11 protein-coding genes and 1 pseudogene are annotated in these 17,622 nt (G+C 69.8%); 4 read left to right on the forward strand and 8 right to left on the reverse strand.

Annotated features, from left to right (window positions below):
- Positions 1-87: 87 nt before the first annotated feature.
- The 8 genes and pseudogenes from ACH4U7_RS14380 to ACH4U7_RS14415 form a co-directional block, all read right to left on the reverse strand.
- Positions 88-204: pseudogene (locus ACH4U7_RS14380) on the reverse strand (LAETG motif-containing sortase-dependent surface protein); the annotation flags it as partial.
- 103 nt (positions 205-307) lie between these two features.
- Complete coding sequence (locus ACH4U7_RS14385; RefSeq protein WP_398528524.1) at positions 308-1,105, reverse strand: SDR family oxidoreductase; 798 nt, start codon at positions 1,103-1,105, stop codon at positions 308-310.
- Between the two features lie 110 nt (positions 1,106-1,215).
- Positions 1,216-2,955 carry an amidohydrolase family protein gene (locus ACH4U7_RS14390; RefSeq protein WP_398528260.1) on the reverse strand — a complete coding sequence of 580 codons (1,740 nt, stop codon included), beginning with the start codon at positions 2,953-2,955 and terminating at the stop codon, positions 1,216-1,218.
- Positions 2,956-3,000: 45 nt separating this feature from the next.
- The gene (locus ACH4U7_RS14395; protein WP_398528261.1) at positions 3,001-4,128 is read right to left on the reverse strand and encodes an LLM class flavin-dependent oxidoreductase; all 1,128 of its coding nucleotides are present in this window, start codon (positions 4,126-4,128) and stop codon (positions 3,001-3,003) included.
- Positions 4,129-4,229: 101 nt separating this feature from the next.
- Positions 4,230-5,012, reverse strand: coding sequence for an SDR family NAD(P)-dependent oxidoreductase (locus ACH4U7_RS14400; protein ID WP_398528262.1), 783 nt, complete (start codon positions 5,010-5,012; stop codon positions 4,230-4,232).
- A gap of 32 nt (positions 5,013-5,044) precedes the next feature.
- Entirely contained in the window at positions 5,045-6,007 is a 963-nt protein-coding gene (locus tag ACH4U7_RS14405; RefSeq protein WP_398528263.1) for a TIGR03619 family F420-dependent LLM class oxidoreductase, read from the reverse strand.
- A gap of 163 nt (positions 6,008-6,170) precedes the next feature.
- Complete coding sequence (locus ACH4U7_RS14410; protein WP_398528264.1) at positions 6,171-6,773, reverse strand: hypothetical protein; 603 nt, start codon at positions 6,771-6,773, stop codon at positions 6,171-6,173.
- A 94-nt stretch (positions 6,774-6,867) separates the two neighbouring features.
- On the reverse strand, positions 6,868-8,094 hold the full coding sequence (locus ACH4U7_RS14415; RefSeq protein ID WP_398528265.1) for an amidohydrolase family protein: 1,227 nt from the start codon (positions 8,092-8,094) through the stop codon (positions 6,868-6,870).
- A gap of 178 nt (positions 8,095-8,272) precedes the next feature.
- Here ACH4U7_RS14415 and ACH4U7_RS14420 point away from each other — a divergent pair, with 178 nt between their 5' ends.
- From ACH4U7_RS14420 to ACH4U7_RS14435, 4 genes are all read left to right on the forward strand, one after another.
- A complete protein-coding gene (locus tag ACH4U7_RS14420; protein ID WP_398528266.1) occupies positions 8,273-11,170 on the forward strand; it encodes an AfsR/SARP family transcriptional regulator in 2,898 nt (965 codons plus the stop codon).
- A 93-nt stretch (positions 11,171-11,263) separates the two neighbouring features.
- Positions 11,264-13,741: an ATP-binding protein gene (locus ACH4U7_RS14425; RefSeq protein WP_398528267.1), complete on the forward strand. Its 2,478-nt coding sequence runs from the start codon at positions 11,264-11,266 to the stop codon at positions 13,739-13,741.
- A 111-nt stretch (positions 13,742-13,852) separates the two neighbouring features.
- A complete protein-coding gene (locus ACH4U7_RS14430) occupies positions 13,853-16,783 on the forward strand; it encodes an AfsR/SARP family transcriptional regulator (RefSeq protein ID WP_398528268.1) in 2,931 nt (976 codons plus the stop codon).
- Between the two features lie 211 nt (positions 16,784-16,994).
- On the forward strand, positions 16,995-17,315 hold the full coding sequence (locus tag ACH4U7_RS14435) for a hypothetical protein (protein WP_398528269.1): 321 nt from the start codon (positions 16,995-16,997) through the stop codon (positions 17,313-17,315).
- Positions 17,316-17,622: the final 307 nt, after the last annotated feature.

Here is a 17,622-nt window from a genome sequence, read left to right on the forward strand (position 1 = left end):
GAGCGTTGCCTTGGGAGCGGGCCGGGGGCAACCGGGCACTGCCGCGCGGGTGCGGCTGACGCCGGGACACCCCGGCCCGCCTCCGTGCTACGCCACGGGGGAGCCGTTCCGGCGGCGCCGCACCACGATCACCGCACCCGTACCGGCCACCACGGTCAAGCCGGCGACAGCGGCGATCGTCGGCAGCGCGGAGGACGACCCGGTCTTGGCGAGGCTCCCGGTGGCGGAAGGGCTCGGGGTGCCGCTCTGCGAGGCGCCGGCGGTCGGCTTGGGTGTCGCGGTCCCCCTCTCGCGCGGCCGTCACGCGTCAAGCGGGGCGGAGCGCCGCGCGGACGCGTCGGCCGCCGTCCACCACCAGGTCGGTGCCGGTGATCCAGGACGCCTCGTCCGAGAGCAGCCAGCGGACCGCCCGCGCCACGTCGTCCGGTTCGCCGATGCGGCCGAGAGGGAGCGCGGCGGCGAGGGCGGGTTCGTCGGCCTCCCAGACGAAGCGGGCCATCTCGGTGCGTATCAGGCCCGGGGAGACCGCGTTGACGCGGACGTGCGGGGCCAGCTCTGCGGCGAGTTGACGGGTGAGGCGGAGGAGGGCGGTCTTGCTGGCGCCGTAGGCGCCGATGCCGGGACCGACGCCGTGGGTGCCCTCGGTGCAGACGTTGACGATCGCGCCGCCGTGGTCGCGCATCCAGCCGCGCCAGGCCGCCTGGATCAGGCGGAGCGGGGCCTCCACGTTGACCGTGAAGGCCGTCCGCCAGACGAGCGGGTCCGCGTCCATCAGCGGGCCGAGCGGAGCGTTGGTGGCGGCGTTGTTGACCAGGATGTCGAGGCGGCCGAATACGGAAAGGGCGCGGGATACGGCCTCGTCGAGGTGGGCCGGGTCCGCCACGTCGCCCGGGCACGCGATGGCTCGCGGGCCCAGGCGGCGTACGGCGTCGGCCAGCCCATCCGGGTCGCGCGCCGTGACACACACCGCCGCCCCGGCCTCCGTCAACGCCTCCGCCACGGCGAGGCCGATCCCGCGGGAGGCCCCCGTGACCAGGGCGGCACGACCTGCGAGGGCGGCACCGTCCGCGAGGGCGGCACCGTCCGCCGGGGCGGCGCGGCCCACGCGGGCGGCGCGGCCGCCACCGGGCCCGCCCGTAGCGCTCACCACCGCGTCACCCTTTCGCGCCCGGCTCGCGCTCACCTCGTCGTACTCACCTCGTACTCACCTCGTACTCACCTCGTGCTCACCGTCTCCGTGTCGCGCCCCGACCGCAGCACCATGCCCGGGAGCGCCCCCGTGACCTGGTCGTCGCGGATGGTCTCGACGCCGCCCACCCGTACGCTCACGACGCCGATCGCCCGTGAGTCCAGCCGCGGGCTGTCCCCCGGCAGGTCGTGCACCAGCTTCGCCTGGCCCGCGTCGATCCGTTCGGGGTCGAAGAGCACCAGGTCCGCGTGGTAGCCCTCGGCCACGCGGCCGCGCTCCCGCAGGCCGAACAGCCGGGCCGGGTCGTCGGTGAGCATCCGCACCGCCCGCTCCAGGCCGACCAGCTTCCGCCCGCGCAGACAGTCCCCCAGGAAGCGGGTGGTGTACGGCGCGCCGCACATCCGGTCCAGATGCGCCCCGGCGTCCGAGCCGCCGAGCAGCACGTCCTCGTGCTCCCAGGTCTGCCGCCGCAGCTCCCAGCTCGCCGGGTCGTTGTCGGTCGGCATCGGCCACAGCACTGTACGGAGCTCGTCGGCGGCGCAGATCTCCACCAGGCAGCCGAAGGCGTCCGTCCCGCGCTCGGCGGCGATGTCCCGTACGACGCGCCCGGTCAGCCCGGCGTTGGCCGCGGAGTAGGTGTCGCCGATGACGTACCGCTCGAAGTTGGCCAGCCGCCGGAAGACCCCGGCCTCGGGGCTGTGCGCGCGGCGCAGCATCTCTTCCCGTACGGCGGGGTCGCGGAGCTTGGCGATCCGCTCGGGGACCGGCAGCCCGAGGATGTCGCCCCACCCGGGGATGAGGTTGAGCGCGCAGAAGGTGCCCAGCGACATGTTCATGGGGGTGAGGATCGGCATGGTCAGCGCGACGATCCGGCCGCCCGCCTTACGGGCCCGCTCGCTCGCCTCCAACTGCCGCGGCACCCGCTCCGGCACGGCGGCGTCGATCGTGAGGACGTTCCAGTTCAGCGGCCGCCCGGAGACCGTGGTCATCTCCACGAACAGATCGATCTCGTCGTCCGAGAACCGGTCGAGACAGCCCGCGACGATCGCCTCGATCTGCGTCCCCTCGTGTTCGCCGACCGCCCGCGACAGCGCGATCAGCTCCTCGGGCCGGGCGTGGCGGGAGGCCACCGGCTTGCGGTCGCCGTCCGAGTGGGTGGAGGACTGGGTGGTGGAAAGCCCCCAGGCGCCGGCGTCCATGGCCGCGTGGAGGAGCCGCAGCATCTCGTCCATCTGCGCGGCCGTGGGCTGCCCGCCGATCGCGTCGGGGCCCATCACATGGCGGCGCAGCGCGCAGTGCCCCACCATGAAGCCCGCGTTGACCGCGATCCGCCCGTCCAGCGCGTCCAGGTACTCGCCAAAGGTGTGCCAGTTCCATGGCGCCCCCTCCTCGAGCGCCACCAGCGACATGCCCTCGACCTTGCTCATCATCCGCCGGGTGTAGTCGGCGTCCTCGGGCCGCTCCGGGTTGAGCGGCGCGAGCGTGAAGCCGCAGTTGCCGCCCGCGACGGTGGTCACGCCGTGGTTCAGGGAGGGGGTGGCGTACGGGTCCCAGAACAGCTGCGCGTCGTAGTGCGTATGCGGATCGACGAACCCGGGCGCGAGCACGAGACCGGTCGCGTCCTCGACGCTCCGGGCCTGCTCGGTCACGGTGCCGGGCTCGGCGATGACCGCGATGCGCCCGTCCCGCAGGCCGACGTCGGCGACATGGGCGGGGGCGCCGGTGCCGTCCACGACGGTCGCGGCGCGTATGAGGTGGTCGAGCACGGTGGTTCTCCCTTCACGCTCGGTTCTGCTCACGCTCGGTTCTGCTCAGTCGCGGGACGCCTGGCGGAAACGGGTCGTACGGTGCACCGGGTCGGTGTCGATCTTCGGGATGACGTGCTCGCCGATCAGCTTGATCGTGTTCATGGTGTCCTCGCTGCTGATCCCGATCGGCAGCCCGAAGGACAGCTGGTCCGCGCCCGCCTGCTCCCACCGCTTGCACTGCCGGAAGACCTCGTCCGGATCGCCGCAGATCATCAGCTCCTCGGCGATCAGCAGCTCGATGATCTCCTCGGTGTACTCGGGCAGCAGCTCGGGCCACTCCGGAATGCCCTCCGGCCGCGGGAAGGTGTCGTGGTAGCGGAAGAGCAGCGACTGCAGATAGTTGAGCCCGCCGCCCACCGCGATCTCGACCGCCTTGGCGTGGGTCTCCGCGCAGATCGCCGTGGACGTCACCATCACGTTGTCGTTGACGAAGCCGCCGACCGGCTCGGCCTCCTTGACGGCGTTCTTGTACGAGTCGAGGACCCACTCCATGTCCGAGACCTTCTGGATGGAGAAGCCGAGCACGCCGAGCCCCTTCTTCCCCGCCATCGCGTACGAGGACGGCGACCCGGCCGCGTACCACATGGCCGGATGCGAGGCCCCGTACGGCTTCGGCAGCACCTTGCGCGGCGGAAGCGTCCAGTGCGTGCCCGTGAAGCCCTGGTACTCGTCCTGCAGCCACATCTTGGGGAACTCGGCGATCGTCTCTTCCCAGATCTCCTTGGTGTGGTTCATATCGGTCACCCCCGGCAGGAACCCGAGGATTTCGTGGCTGCCCGCCCCGCGCCCCGACCCGAACTCGAAGCGGCCGCCGGAGAGGTGGTCGAGCATGGCGACCTTCTCGGCGACCTTGACGGGGTGGTTGACCTGGGGCAGCGGGTTGAAGATCCCGGAGCCCAGGTGGATCCGCTCGGTGGCGTGCGCGAGGTAGCCGAGGAAGACGTCGTTGGCCGACAGGTGGGAGTACTCCTCCAGGAAGTGGTGCTCGGAGGCCCACGCGTACTTGAAGCCCGACCGGTCCGCCTGGATGACGTACTCGGTCTCCTCGATCAATGCGTGGTGCTCTGCCTCCGGGTCGGCCTCCTGCCGACTCCTGGGCACATATCCCTGCACAAAGAGTCCGAATTCCATGGAGGGTCACCGCCTCAAGTTCCATCTGACGCTCCGTCAGATTCTGATTGACTCTGACACCACGAGGTTTGACCGTCAAGGGCCGCCTGCGGAAGTCCGCACTAGAAGACCGAGACCCCCGCCAGCCACCCCCCGTCCACGACGAACGGCTGGCCGGTGATGTACGAGGAGTCGTCCGAGGACAGGAAGAGCGCCAGCCGGGCGACCTCCCCCGGCTTCCCGATCCGTCCCAGCGGCACCAGCTTCTTGTACAGCTCGTCCACCGCCGCCGACGCCTCGGCGAGGTCGGCGCCCGGGTCGAGCTGGGCGGGGTTGGTCATCGGTGTGTCGACCGCCCCGGGGCACATCGCGTTGACCCGGATCCCCTTCGGCGCCAGTTCCATCGCCGCCACCCGTGTCATCCCGACGACGGCGGCCTTGGTCGCGGCGTACGAGGTCAGGAACGCCATGCCGGACAGCGCGACATACGACGCGGTGTTCACGATCGTCCCGCCACCGGCCGCCGCCAGCTCCGGCGCCACCGCCCGCATCCCGAGGAACGCCCCGACCTGGTTGACCTGGACGACCGCCAGATACTCCTCCAGCGGGGTGCTGACCAGCTCGTTGAAGCGCAGGATGCCCGCGTTGTTGACCAGCCCGTCGAGCCCGCCGAAGGCGTCCTTGGCGGCCGAGACGGCGGCGGTCCAGTCCTCCTCCCGCCCCACGTCGAGGTGGATGTACCGGGCCGCCTCCCCCAGCTCCTTGGCGAGCGCTTCGCCCTGCTCGTCCAGCACATCGCCGAGCAGGACCCGCGCGCCCTCGGCGACGAACAGCCGCGCCTCCTGCTCGCCCTGTCCGCGCGCCGCACCCGTGATGATGACGACCCGCCCGTCCAGCTTGCCCACGTCTTCCTCCCTGATCAGTCGTCGAGATGCGGTCAGTCGTTCAGAAGCGGGGCGACATGGGTGCCGAAGGCCGCCATCTGGTCGATCAGCTCGGCCCGGTCGCGACAGCGGAACCGCACCTGGATCTGGTCCACCCCCATCGCCGCGTATGCGCGCAGCGACTCGGCGAGCCGGTCAGGGTCGCCGGTCAGCGTCCGCCGGCCGACCTCCCAGCCGGGGGCGCCCACGTACAGGGGCTCCGCGATGGCCCCGATCTCGGCGGGCTCCGCACAGCCCGGATCGTGCCGGGCGGCCCGTTCGCGCAGCTCCCGCAGCCGGGCGAGCTGCCCCGGCAGCCGGTCCCGCGGATCGCCCTGCGGCAGCCAGCCGTCCCCGCGCACCGCCGCCCGGCGCACCGCGGCGGCCGAGGACCCGCCCACCCAGATCGGCGGCCGCGGGGTCTGTACGGGGCGCGGGGCCTGCCCGAGCCCGCTGAACGCGAACCGCTCGCCGCCGAACTCGGGGAACTCCTCCGGCCCCAGCGCGGCCTTCAGCGCGTCGATCGTCTCGTCCAGGAGGGCGCCGCGCGCGGCGAAGTCCACGCCCAGCGCCTCGAACTCCTCGCGTACATGACCGGCCCCGACCCCCAGGATCAGCCGCCCGCCGCTGAGGTGGTCGAGCGTGGCGTACTGCTTGGCGATCAGCAGCGGATGCCGCAGCGCGGCGACCGCGACATGGCTGAGCAGCCGCACCCGCTCGGTGGCGGCGGCCAGATAGGCGAGGGTGGCCACCGGGTCGTACCAGACGGTGCCCATGGCCTGGGCCAGCCGTCTGGGGATCGCGACGTGATCGCACACCGCGATGTATGCGAAGCCGAGCCGGTCGGCGGCGCGGGCGATCTCGACGAGATCGGCGGGGCCGGCCCGCACCTCCCACGGCTCGGCGTAGATGGTGGATTGCGACTGGATCGGAAGCTGAATTCCGTAGCTCAGCCGCCCTTTGGGCAGGATGCGCACGCCGCCGCCTCCTTCGCGGTCGACCGCGTTACTGACGGACCGCCATCGTCGTATCTGACGGACCATCAGACAAGAGGGCGGGCGCCCCGGCCTCAGTTCCTGGGAGGCGCCCGCCCTCAGCTCTTCGGACGCGGCCCGGAGCCATACCCCCCGGAGCCGTACCTCAGATCCTCGGGCGCACCTCGATCGCCACCTGGTCGTACGCCCCGTACGAGATCCACTCGGTGCCCATCAGCAGAATCACCCAGGACCCGCCCCGCTCCCAGACCAGGCACTGGTCGGCGTCGTCCGGCTTGACGATCCCCTCGGGGAGCGGCTCGCCGAGCCGTTCGCGCAGCAGCCGCGCGGCACGCTCGTACTCCGCCTGGAAGTCCTCGCGGGGGGCGTCCGGCCGGCAATCGGGGCGACCGAGGAAGGGGCCCAACTCCCGTTCCCACTCGTCGGGGTCGTCCGGGTCGGCGAAGTAGGCGAAGGGCATCAGAACGGAGCAGTCCGTACGGCACTCCGCGTGCTCGCACACCACCTCGCGGCCGTCCCGGCAGCCCGGCCACTCGCCGAGCACCAGCCACCAGTCGTCCACGCCCTCCTCGCCGGCGATCGGCCACGGCTCGTACCAGCCGATGACGGCCTCACCGTCCTCCCCCGTCGCATGCCAGCCGTTGCGCACGAAGGCGTCCTCGTACGCCTCGAGGCTCCACGGCAGGTCCGCGAGCTCGATCATCCGGTCCACCAGGTCGCCGTCGAGGGGCCGCACGGTCATCGCCATGGCGGGCACGCTACCGAGGCGGCCCGGGGAAGGGATCACGGGGTGTCGCGGGTGGGCGGGGGCGGGGGAGGTCCCGCCCACCCGCAGCCCGCGCTCAGGCCCCGGGCCCGGCCCAGAGGCCGTCCTCCGTGAGCCCCAGCAGCTCGATGGCGTTGCCGCGCACGATCCGCTCCACGACGTCCTGCGGCAGATGGCCCATCTGGGCCTCGCCGACCTCGCGCGACTTGGGCCAGGTCGAGTCGGAGTGCGGGTAGTCGGTCTCGTACAGGACGTTGCCGACCCCGATGGCGTCCAGGTTCCGCAGCCCGAAGGCGTCGTCGAAGAAGCACCCGTACACATGCTCCGCGAACAGCTCGGACGGCGGCCGCAGCACCTTGTCCGCCACCCCGCCCCAGCCGCGGTTCTCCTCCCAGACCACGTCGGCGCGCTCGAGGATGTACGGGATCCAGCCGATCTGGCCCTCGGCGTACATGATCTTCAGGTCGGGGAACCGGTCCAGTTTGCCGCTCATCAGCCAGTCGACCATCGAGAAGCAGCAGTTGGCGAAGGTGATCGTGGAGCCGACCGCCGGGGGCGCGTCCGCCGAGGTCGAGGGCATACGGGAGGACGAGCCGATATGCATGGCGACGACCGTCCCGGTCTCGTCGCAGGCCGCGAAGAAGGGGTCCCAGGCGTCGGTGTGGACCGACGGGAGCCCGAGGTTCGGCGGGATCTCGGAGAAGCAGACGGCCCGCACCCCGCGCGCGGCGTTGCGGCGCACCTCGGCGGCGGCCAGCTCGGCGTCCCACAGCGGGATGAGGGTGAGCGGAATCAGCCGCCCCTGCGCCTCGGGCCCGCACCACTCCTCCACCATCCAGTCGTTGTACGCGCGCAGCGCCAGCAGACCGAGCTCATGGTCCTTGGCCTCGGTGAAGGTCTGCCCGCAGAAGCGCGGGAAGGTCGGGAAGCAGAGCGCGGACTCGACGTGGTTGACGTCCATGTCCGCGAGCCGGTCGGGCACGGAGTAGGAGCCCGGCCGCATCTGCTCGTAGGTGATGGCCTCGAGTTTCACCTCCTCCCTGCTGTATCCGACGGCGGTGTCGAGGCGGGTGAGCGGCCGGTGCAGGTCCTCGTACACCCACCAGTCCGCGATCGGCCCGTCGTCGCCGGGGGCGCCCATCTTCGGGGCGAACTTGCCGCCGACGAAGGTCATCTCCTTCAGGGGCGCCCGGACGATGCGCGGGGCGATGTCGCGGTACTTCGACGGGAGGCGGTCCCGCCAGACGTGAGGGGGTTCGACCGTGTGGTCGTCCACCGAAATTATCTTCGGGAAGCTCTCCATGTCTGCCACGGTAGCGCTGATCTGACGGTTCGTCAGCTAACTGTTCGCCGACGAGGGCGATCAGGCCCCGTCCTGACTGAGGAGCACTCTGCTTACGAGACGCACTGTCCCTACTGACGTAAGGGGCATCGGCAAGACAAACTGGCCCGCAGTTGCGACGCATGGGTGGGGAGAGACCATGGCCGGCGAGAAGGGGCAGGAGTGGGAGCAGCCCTTGCGCTTCACCGTGCTCGGACCAGTAAGGGCCTGGCGGGGTGATGAACCGATCGCCACCGGCCCGCCGCAGCAGAGAGCCATGCTCGCAGCCCTGCTGTTACACGGAGGACGGACCGCGACAACGCCGGAGCTGATCGATGACCTGTGGGGCGACGACCCCCCGGACGCGGCCCTCTCCACGCTGCGCTCGTACGCCTCCCGACTGCGCAAGGCATTCGGACCGCACTCCAACGTGCTGGTCAGTGAATCGGGGGGCTACGCGATCCACATCGGCGTGGGCGCCCTGGATACCGACGTTGTCGATCAGTTGGCCGCGGAGACGGACAAGGCACGACACTCCGGCGACCGGGCCCGTGCCCACGAGCTCATCGGCAAGGCGCTGGATCACTGGGGCGGCGAGCCCCTTGCCGGCCTGCCGGGCCCGTACGCGGCAACACAGCGCACGCGGCTGGTGGAGTGGCGGCTCGCCCTCTTGGAGACAAGGCTCGACCTCGATCTGGAGCTGGGCCATCACGCAGAAGTCGTAGCCGAGCTGACGGCGCTCACCGCCCAGCACCCGTTCCGTGAGCGGTTACGCGAGTTGCTCATGCTGGCGCTGTACCGCAGCGGTAGGCAGGCCGAAGCACTGGCCGTGTACAACGACACGCGGCGCCTGCTGGCCGAGGAACTCGGCGCGGATCCGTGCGCGGAACTGTCCGAGCTACAACAGCGAATACTGCGGGCGGACGCGGAGCTGACCGCCCCCGTGGGCACTCGCGCCACCGCTGGCTCCACGCTTGTAAGGCCCGCCCAGCTGCCGGCCACGGTCGCGGACCTCACCGGCCGCGTCGCCCTTATCCACGAACTGCGCGACCATCTGACCTCCACGAAGCGGCATGTCATGGCAGTGTCAGCCGTCGCCGGCATCGGCGGTGTCGGAAAGACGACGCTGGCGGTCCACATGGCGCACGAGACGCGGCACCACTTCCCGGATGGCCAGCTCTACGTCGACCTCCAGGGCGCAGGCCCGGCCCCGGCCGAACCCGAGGCCGTTTTGGGGGCCTTCCTGCGCGCGCTGGGCACCCTTGACTCCGACATTCCCGACGGCGTTGAAGAGCGAGCCGCCCTCTACCGTTCAACGCTGGACGGCCGCCGCGTGCTGGCGCTCCTCGACAACGCCCGTGACGCCGCCCAAGTGCGGCCGCTGCTACCAGGCACGGAGGGCTGCGCCGCGCTCATCACCAGCCGCACCCGCATGGTCGACCTGGAAAGCGCACACCTTGTCGACCTGGACGTCATGAGTCCCGAGGAGGCTCTGGCCCTCTTCGCCCGAGTTGTCGGCCAAGAACGCATCAAGTCGCAGCCGGAAGCGGCCATGGACGTCGTCGCCGCTTGCGGCTTCCTGCCCCTGGCCATCCGCATCGCCGCCTCCCGGCTGGTCTCGCGGCGCACATGGACCGTGTCGTTCCTCAGGCGCAGGCTGGCTGACGAGCGCCGGCGGCTGGACGAGCTGCGGGCCGGGGACCTGGCCGTCAAGGCCAGTTTCGAGCTGGGCTACGGGCAGCTGGAGCCACGGCAGGCGCGGGCCTTCCGGCTGCTGGGGCTGGCCGACGGACCCGATATCTCGCTGTCGGCGGCAGCGGCCGTTCTGGACCTGGACGACGAGGATGCCGACGAACTCCTCGCTTCCCTGGTGGACATCTCCCTCCTGGAGCCCACCGTGCCGGGGCGCTACCGCTTCCACGACCTGGTGCGGCTGTACGCACGGGCGTGCGCGGAGCGGGACATCCAGCCAACGGCCGAGCGGGAGGCCGCGCTGTCGCGGCTGCTGGACTTCTACCTGGCCACGGCGGCCCAGGTGTACGCGCTGGAGCGCCCCGGGGACAGCACGATCGGCCATTTCCAGGCCACCGGCCATCCAGGGCTGCGTTTCGACTCCTCAGGAGCCGCGCTCGACTGGCTTTTCACTGAGGCCGACTGCCTGATCGCATGCGCGCTGCAGTGCACCGGCGCGAGCACCCGCCGCGCCGCCGATCTGCTGATAGCCGCCCTCGACCTCGCCGAGTCCGGAGCCAGATCGCCTGAGTACGAGACCGCGGCCCGATCGATCAGCGATGCCGCTCACACCGCAACGGACTTCCGGACCGAGGCCCGCGCACGTTCCGCGCTGGGACATCTGTACAGCTTCGCCGGTCGCTTCACCGAGGCCGACCGGGAGCTGCGACGCGCCCTGGAGCTGGCCCCCGACGACCCGGTGGTCGCCAGCCGCGCCCCCAGCCAGCTCGGCACCGTCGCCTACAGTCAGGAGCGGTACGAGGACGCCGAGACGTTCGTGAGCCAGGCGCTCGCCGCCTACCGCACCGAAGGCAACGAGGCCGGCGAGGCGAGCGCCCTGTCCAACCTGGCCCGCCTCCATGTGCACCGCGGCCGCACCCAGAGAGGCGTGGAGCTTGCCGAGCAGGGCGTCTCCATCTACCGTCGGCTCGGCGCCCCGCTGCGGCTCGCCAACGCGATGTACACACTCGGGATAACTCTGGCGAGCGCCGGCCGCGTGAACGAGGCCCTTGATCAACTGACCCAGGCACTCAGCGCCTTCAAGGAGGCGCGTCAGCCACTGTGGGAAGGGATGGCTCACTTTCGGCTGGCCGAAACACATCTGGCCGCAAACCGTCCCGCCAAGGCGGTGGTGCACGCCGAGCGGTCACTCGCCCTCGGGGGCCTCGGCGGTGAACGGCGCCGTCTGTCCTTTCTGACGGTGCACGGCGACGCCTTGACGGCGTTGGGCCAACACTCCCGAGCGCAGGAGTCCTGGCGCGAGGCGCAAGCCATCCAGGAACGGCTTGACGCGCCTACCAGTTCGCGATCGGTCCGCAGCAGCTAGGGGCGCCCCCGGGCAATGGGCACTCTTTACTGACGTATGAGCCGGGGCAGGGCAGACTGGCCAGTGCAGGGAAAAGTACGTGCGGGGGGCACCATGGTCGGCGACAAGCGCCTTGGAAATCGGGAGGGTTGCACCGCGTCAGGACCCGAGGGCACCTGGCGCGACGAGGAGGCGGCTCTTGCCCTCTCCGAGGCCCGGATCGAACTGGAGTGGGAAAGGAGCAGGGGCGCCGAGATCGTCACGGAGCGCCGGGGCACCCCAGGGGGCGCCTCCGGGGGCGATGCCACCGTCCCAGCGGGCACGGTCTCCAGCACCGCGGTCTCCAAGGGCGCCGTCTCCGGACACCGGCAGCACACCCTCCGCGCGGACGCCGAACTTGCCGAGCTGCCCGTGCGCCGCGATCACTTCCTGTCCGGCGCATCCGTCGTACGCCCCGCCCAGCTGCCCGCCTCGGTGGCGGACTTCACTGGCCGCGCCGAGGCAGTACAGGAGCTGAGCGAGCTTCTGACGGCCAAAGGCCGCGAGCCGGCTGTCCTGACCATCGCCGGCACCGGAGGGATCGGCAAGACAGCCCTAGCCGTCCACGTCGCTCACGCCGCCCGACGTCACTTCCCCGACGGTCAGCTCTACATCGACCTCTGCGGCGCAGGCTCCTCCCCCACCGAGCCGGAAGCCGCCCTGAGCGCATTTCTGCGCTCAGTGGGCACCCTCGACACCACGATCCCGGACAACATCGAAGAGCGTGCCGCTCTCTACCGTTCGGCGCTGGAGGGCCGCCGGGTCCTGATCCTGCTGGACAACGCTCGCGACGCCGCCCAGATCCGCCCACTCCTCCCGGGCGATGACGCTGGCGGCTGCGCCACACTGATCACCAGCCGGACCAACATGGCCGGCCTGGAGGGCTCCCACCTCGTCGACCTGGACGTGATGAGCCCGGCGGAGGCGTTCGCCCTCTTCGCCCGCATCGTCGGCGAGGAGCGGGCGAGCGTGGAGCGCGAGGAGGTCATGGGCGTCCTCGCGTCCTGCGGCTTCCTGCCGCTCGCGATCCGCATAGCGGCCTGCCGGCTCGCCTCCCGGCGCACCTGGACGGTCTCCGTCCTCGCCCGCAAGCTCGCCGACGAGCGGCGGAGGCTGGACGAGTTGCGGGCCGGGGACCTGGCGGTCAAGGCGAGTTTCGAGCTGGGTTACGGGCAACTGGAGCCGCAGCAGGCGCGGGCGTTCCGGCTGCTGGGGCTGGCCGACGGACCCGACATATCGCTGTCGGCGGCTGCGGCATTGCTGGACCTTGGTATCGAAGAGACGGAAACTCTCCTCACCTCGCTGATGGACATCTCGCTCTTGGAGTCCGTCGTGCCGGGACGCTACCGCCTTCACGACCTCGTACGGCTCTACGCCCGAGCCTGCGCGAATCAGGACCAACTGACCACGTCGGAACGAGAGGCAGCACTCTCACGACTACTGGACTTCTATCTGGCCACGGCGACTCGGGTGTACGCCATGGAGCGCCCGGGCGACCGGACGGTCGTACACCTCGAAACCACCGCCTACCCCGGCCTGACCTTCGAATCGTCCAGGGCAGCGCTGGACTGGTTGTTCACCGAAGCGGACTGCCTGATCGCATGTGCTCGGCAGTGCATCGGTGACGGCAAACGCCGACGCGCCGCTGATCTCTTGACGGCCGCGCTCGACCTCGCTGAGTCCGGGGCGAGATCACGCCAGTACGAGAGTGTGGCCAAGGCGATCAGTGACTCCGCCTGCACGGTCGGGGACTTGCACACGGAGGCCCGCGCACGGTCGACATTGGGGAATTTGTACTGCTTCACCGGGAGGTTCGACCGCGCCCGCCTGGAGCTTGGTCGCGCCTTGGAGCTGGCGATGGCCGGTGGTGATCGACTGCTGGTCTCTCGCGCCCCCAATCGGCTTGGCGTCATCGCCCTCTACCAAGGCCGCTACGCGGACGCCGAAGCGTACTTCAAGCAGGCAATTGACGCCTTTCGCTCCGACGACAACGAGCCAGGCGAGGCAAGCGCTCTTTCCAACCTCGCGCGTGTCCACCTGAACACGGGCCGCACTGAAACCGGGATGAAACTGGCCGAGCATGTCCTCAGGATCTATCAGAGGCTCGGCTCGTCGCTTCGCGTGGCCAATGGCATGTACGGGCTCGGCATAGCCCTCACACGCATCGGGAAGTTCGAGGAGGCAGACGCCCAACTCACACGAGCGTTGGCGATTTTCGTGGAGAACCGTCAACGACTATGGGAGGGAATGACCCACTTCCGGCTGGCCGAAATGCATCTGGCGGCATGCCGCCCCACTCAGGCGGTAGAGCATGCAGAGCGCTCGCTGGCACTAGGCGGCATCGGCGGCGAATGGCGTCGCGGCACATTCCTGACTCTCCTGGGGAAGGCATTGATGCGTATGGGACAGACAGAACAAGCCCAGGAGTGCTGGCGCCAGTCGCGGGCGATCTACGAGCAAACGGGCTCGCCCGAGGTAGAGGAAGTTCGCCAGCTGTTGTCAGACGCATGGCCGAAAACCCAGCTCCGTGCTGACGGTCCGTCGGCACGATGACGTCGGACAAGTGTGGCAGGCCTTGTGGAGAGACGCTGTCCCTGCTGACGTAGGGGGTCTGGACAAGGCAAACTGGCCCGTGCGACTCAGAAGCACAGGCAGGGGGAGACCATGGCCGGCGGTAAGGGGCAGGTGCAGGGGCATCAGTTGCGCTTCACCGTGCTCGGACCGGTTCGGGCCTGGCGAGGCGAGCAACAGCTCGCCACGGGCGCACCGCAGCAGCGCGCGCTGCTCGCGGCTCTTCTGCTGCGCGGAGGACGTACCGCTACGGCGCCCGAACTCGTCGACGCCCTGTGGGGCGAAGATCCGCCGGACGCCGCTATTGCCGCGTTGCGGACGTACGCCTCCCGACTCCGGAAGGTATTCGGGCCGGACTCTCAGGTACTTGCCAGCGAGTCCGGCGGGTACGCGATCCGCATTGGGATGGGCGCCCTGGACCTCGACGCGGCCGAACACCTCGCCGCAGAGGCAGAGAAAGCCCAGCATTCTGGAGATCGGCCCAAGGCGCGCAACCTGATCGCCCAGGCGCTGAACCTGTGGGATGGTGAACCGCTGGCGGGGCTGCAAGGGCCTTACGCGGAGACCCAGCGCATCCGGCTGTCAGAGTGGCGGCTATCTCTCATTGAGACACGCCTCAGTCTCGACCTCGAGCTCGGGCACCACGCGGAAGCCGTCTCCGAACTGACAGCACTGACCGCCGCTCACCCACTGCGTGAGCGGCTTCGTGAACTGCTGATGCTCGCGCTGTACCGCAGCGGCCGTCAGGCGGAAGCTCTGGCCGTATATGCCGACACACGGCGGCTCCTGGCTGAGGACCTGGGTGTGGACCCATGCCCGGAACTTTCGGAACTGCAACAGCGCATTCTCCAGGCCGACGCCGAGCTGGCGGTTCCCACCACCGCCTCCGCCGATCTCGGCACCCGCGCCGCTTTCGTACGTCCCGCCCAGTTGCCCGCGACAGTCGCCGACTTCACCGGCCGGGCCGCCTTCATCGACGAACTGAGCGATCAACTTGCCACTACCGAGGGGCATGTCATGGCCGTGTCAGCCGTCGCTGGAATCGGCGGCGTCGGCAAGACCACCCTGGCTGTCCATGTGGCACACGCGGCCCGTCGTCACTTCCCGGATGGCCAGCTCTACGTCGATTTGCAGGGTGCGGGCCCAGTCGTAGCCGACCCTCATGCCGTACTGGGGGCCTTCCTGCGCGCCCTGGGCATCATGGACTCGGCGATCCCGGACAGCCTTGATGAACGGGCAGCGCTCTACCGCTCGACGTTGGACGGCCACCGCGTCCTCGCGCTCCTGGACAACGCCCGCGACGCTGCCCAGGTACGTCCGCTGCTACCCGGTACGGCGGGCTGCGCGGCGCTGATCACCAGCCGCAATCGCATGGTTGACCTGGAGAGCGCCCATCTTGTCGACCTCGACGTCATGAGCCCCGAGGAGGCTCTGGATCTCTTCACCCGCATCGTGGGGGAAGAACGTGTGAGCGCGGAACGCGACTCGGCCATGGACGTCGTTGCCGCGTGCGGATTCCTGCCACTGGCCATCCGCATCGCCGCCTCCCGGCTGGCCTCGCGACGGACGTGGACACTATCTGTTCTCGCACGGAAGCTGGGCGACGAGCGACGGCGGCTGGTGGAACTGCGAGCCGGAGACCTGGCAGTCGAGGCCACCTTCGAGCTGGGCTACGGACAGCTGGAGCCGGCGCAGGCCCGGGCGTTCCGCCTGCTGGCGCTCGCCGACGGGCCGGACATCTCTCTGGCTGCCGCCGCAGTCGTTCTCGACATGGATGTCGATGAGGCAGAGGAGCTGATCGAGTCCCTCGTCGACGCCTCGCTCCTCGAATCTGCCGCACCCAGCCGCTACCGCTACCACGATTTGGTGCGACTCTACGCGCGTGACCGAGCGGAGCGGGACGAACTGCCGCCAGAGGAGAGGGGAGCGGCTCTCGCCCGATTGCTCGACTTCTACCTCGCCACTGCGGCGCAGGTCTACGCCATTGAGCGGCCGGGCGACAGGCTTGTCGACCATCTGGCGCCGACCAAACGCCCCGGGCTCACCTTCGCCGACCACGACGCCGCCCTGGACTGGTTGTTCACCGAGGCCGACTGCCTCCTGGCATGCGCCCAGCAGTCCGCTCACGGGGATACACTGCGCCGTGCCGCCGATCTGCTGGCGGCCGCCACCGACCTCGCCGAGTCCGGAGCCAACGCACGACGCTACGAGGCTGTCGCCCAGCACATCAGCGAAGCGGCACAACAGGTCGGAGATCTGCAAGCCGAGGGGCGCGCACGTTTCTTCCTGGCCAAGGCTTGCACCCTGGCGGGGCGGTACGCCCAGGCAGACGAAGAGGCAAAGGTCGCCGTCGTGGTGGGCATGGCCGCCGAGGACCCGGTCCCGGTCGGCCGCGCCTCGGTCCAACGCGCCATTATCGCTCTCGGTCAGAAGCGGTTGGCGGACGCGGAGGCGCACGCCCTACGGGCGATCGACGCCTATCGCGCCGACGGCGACCTCCCCTGCGAGGGCAGTGCACTGTGCAACCTCTCTCGTGTTCATCTCGAGACCAACCGAATCGCGAGCGCCGTGGAGATTGCTCGGCAGGGAGTCGACATCTACGAGAGCCTGGGCCGCACTCTGCGCCTGGCCAATGCTAAGTACGCTCTTGGCGTGGCCCTGACCCGCGCGGCCAGGACGACCGAGGCTCTTGATCAGTTGACCGAGGCACTCGCCATCTTCCGCGAGAGCCGTCAGCCCCTGTGGGAGGGCATGGCCCACCAGCGGCTGGCAGAGGCCTACTTGGCCTCGCAGCGCCCCGCCCAGGCGGCCAGCCACGCCGAGCAAGCACTCGCCCTCCGCGGGATCGGCGGCGAATGGCGACGCGCCATCCTTCTGACGGTGCTCGGAAAAGCGTTGATGGGCATCGGGCAATCCGGTCGTGCTGAAGCCTGCTGGCGCGAGGCGCTTTCCTTGCATGAGCAGGTGGGGATGCCCGAGGCCGACGAGGTACGACGGCTGCTGACCCCCGCGGCCGTGGCCTAGCGACAGCCCGCCAGCCCGACGTTCATCAATCGTTTATCGCCGTCGTGCAGTCTTTATCACGATCGATCCGTCCCCGCGGGGGGCAGGCGGATCGGTCACCCGGCCGCATGGTTAAGGTGAGCGGCCCTGAGGCGCCCGTCCGGCGACCCACGGGGGAGTCGCCGGGCGGGCGTACGAAAGACCTGCCCACTGTTTTAGGGAGTTGATCCTGTTGAGCCAGGACAAGAAGCCTGCGTCCGACGCCTACCGGCCGTTGGAGGACCACCCGCCCGTACCGTCGGCGCTGGCAACCACCGAGGACCACGCACCTGTTCCGCCCGCTCTCGCCACCACCGAGGACCACGCACCCGTTCCGCCGTCGCTGGCCGGGGAGGACCACCCGCCGGCTCCGCCCACGGGTCGGGCCAAGGGCAAGGCTGCGGGGGGCGAGGGCGTCGATCCGAGTTCGATCAGCGTTATGGAAGACCACGCGCCGGTCCCCAAGCCGCTGGCCGCCAAGGAAGACCACGCGCCATCGGAGAGCTCCAGGTAACGCTGCTGGCTCACACCAAGTGAGTTAACCCATGGGGCCGATGTTGATGGCATGGAGGGGAAGCCATCGACATCGGCCCCAACTGCTGCGCGCCTGGACTTACCTCCGACGCACAATAACTTCCTTATATTTCGCGCCAGGCGCTCGAACATCCATACCTTTTGCCGGTACGTTTGCATTACCAAATGAAGGCTTGGCTCTCCCGCAAAGGATCCGGAATGACTCGCACCAGAAGGCCCCTTGCCACACTGGCCATAGCAGCCGGCATCGCCATCAGCATCGCGACCCCGGCAATGGCAGTTGCAAC

Origin of the sequence: Streptomyces sp. NPDC020845, from assembly GCF_044334165.1 — a bacterium.
GTDB lineage: Bacteria > Actinomycetota > Actinomycetes > Streptomycetales > Streptomycetaceae > Streptomyces.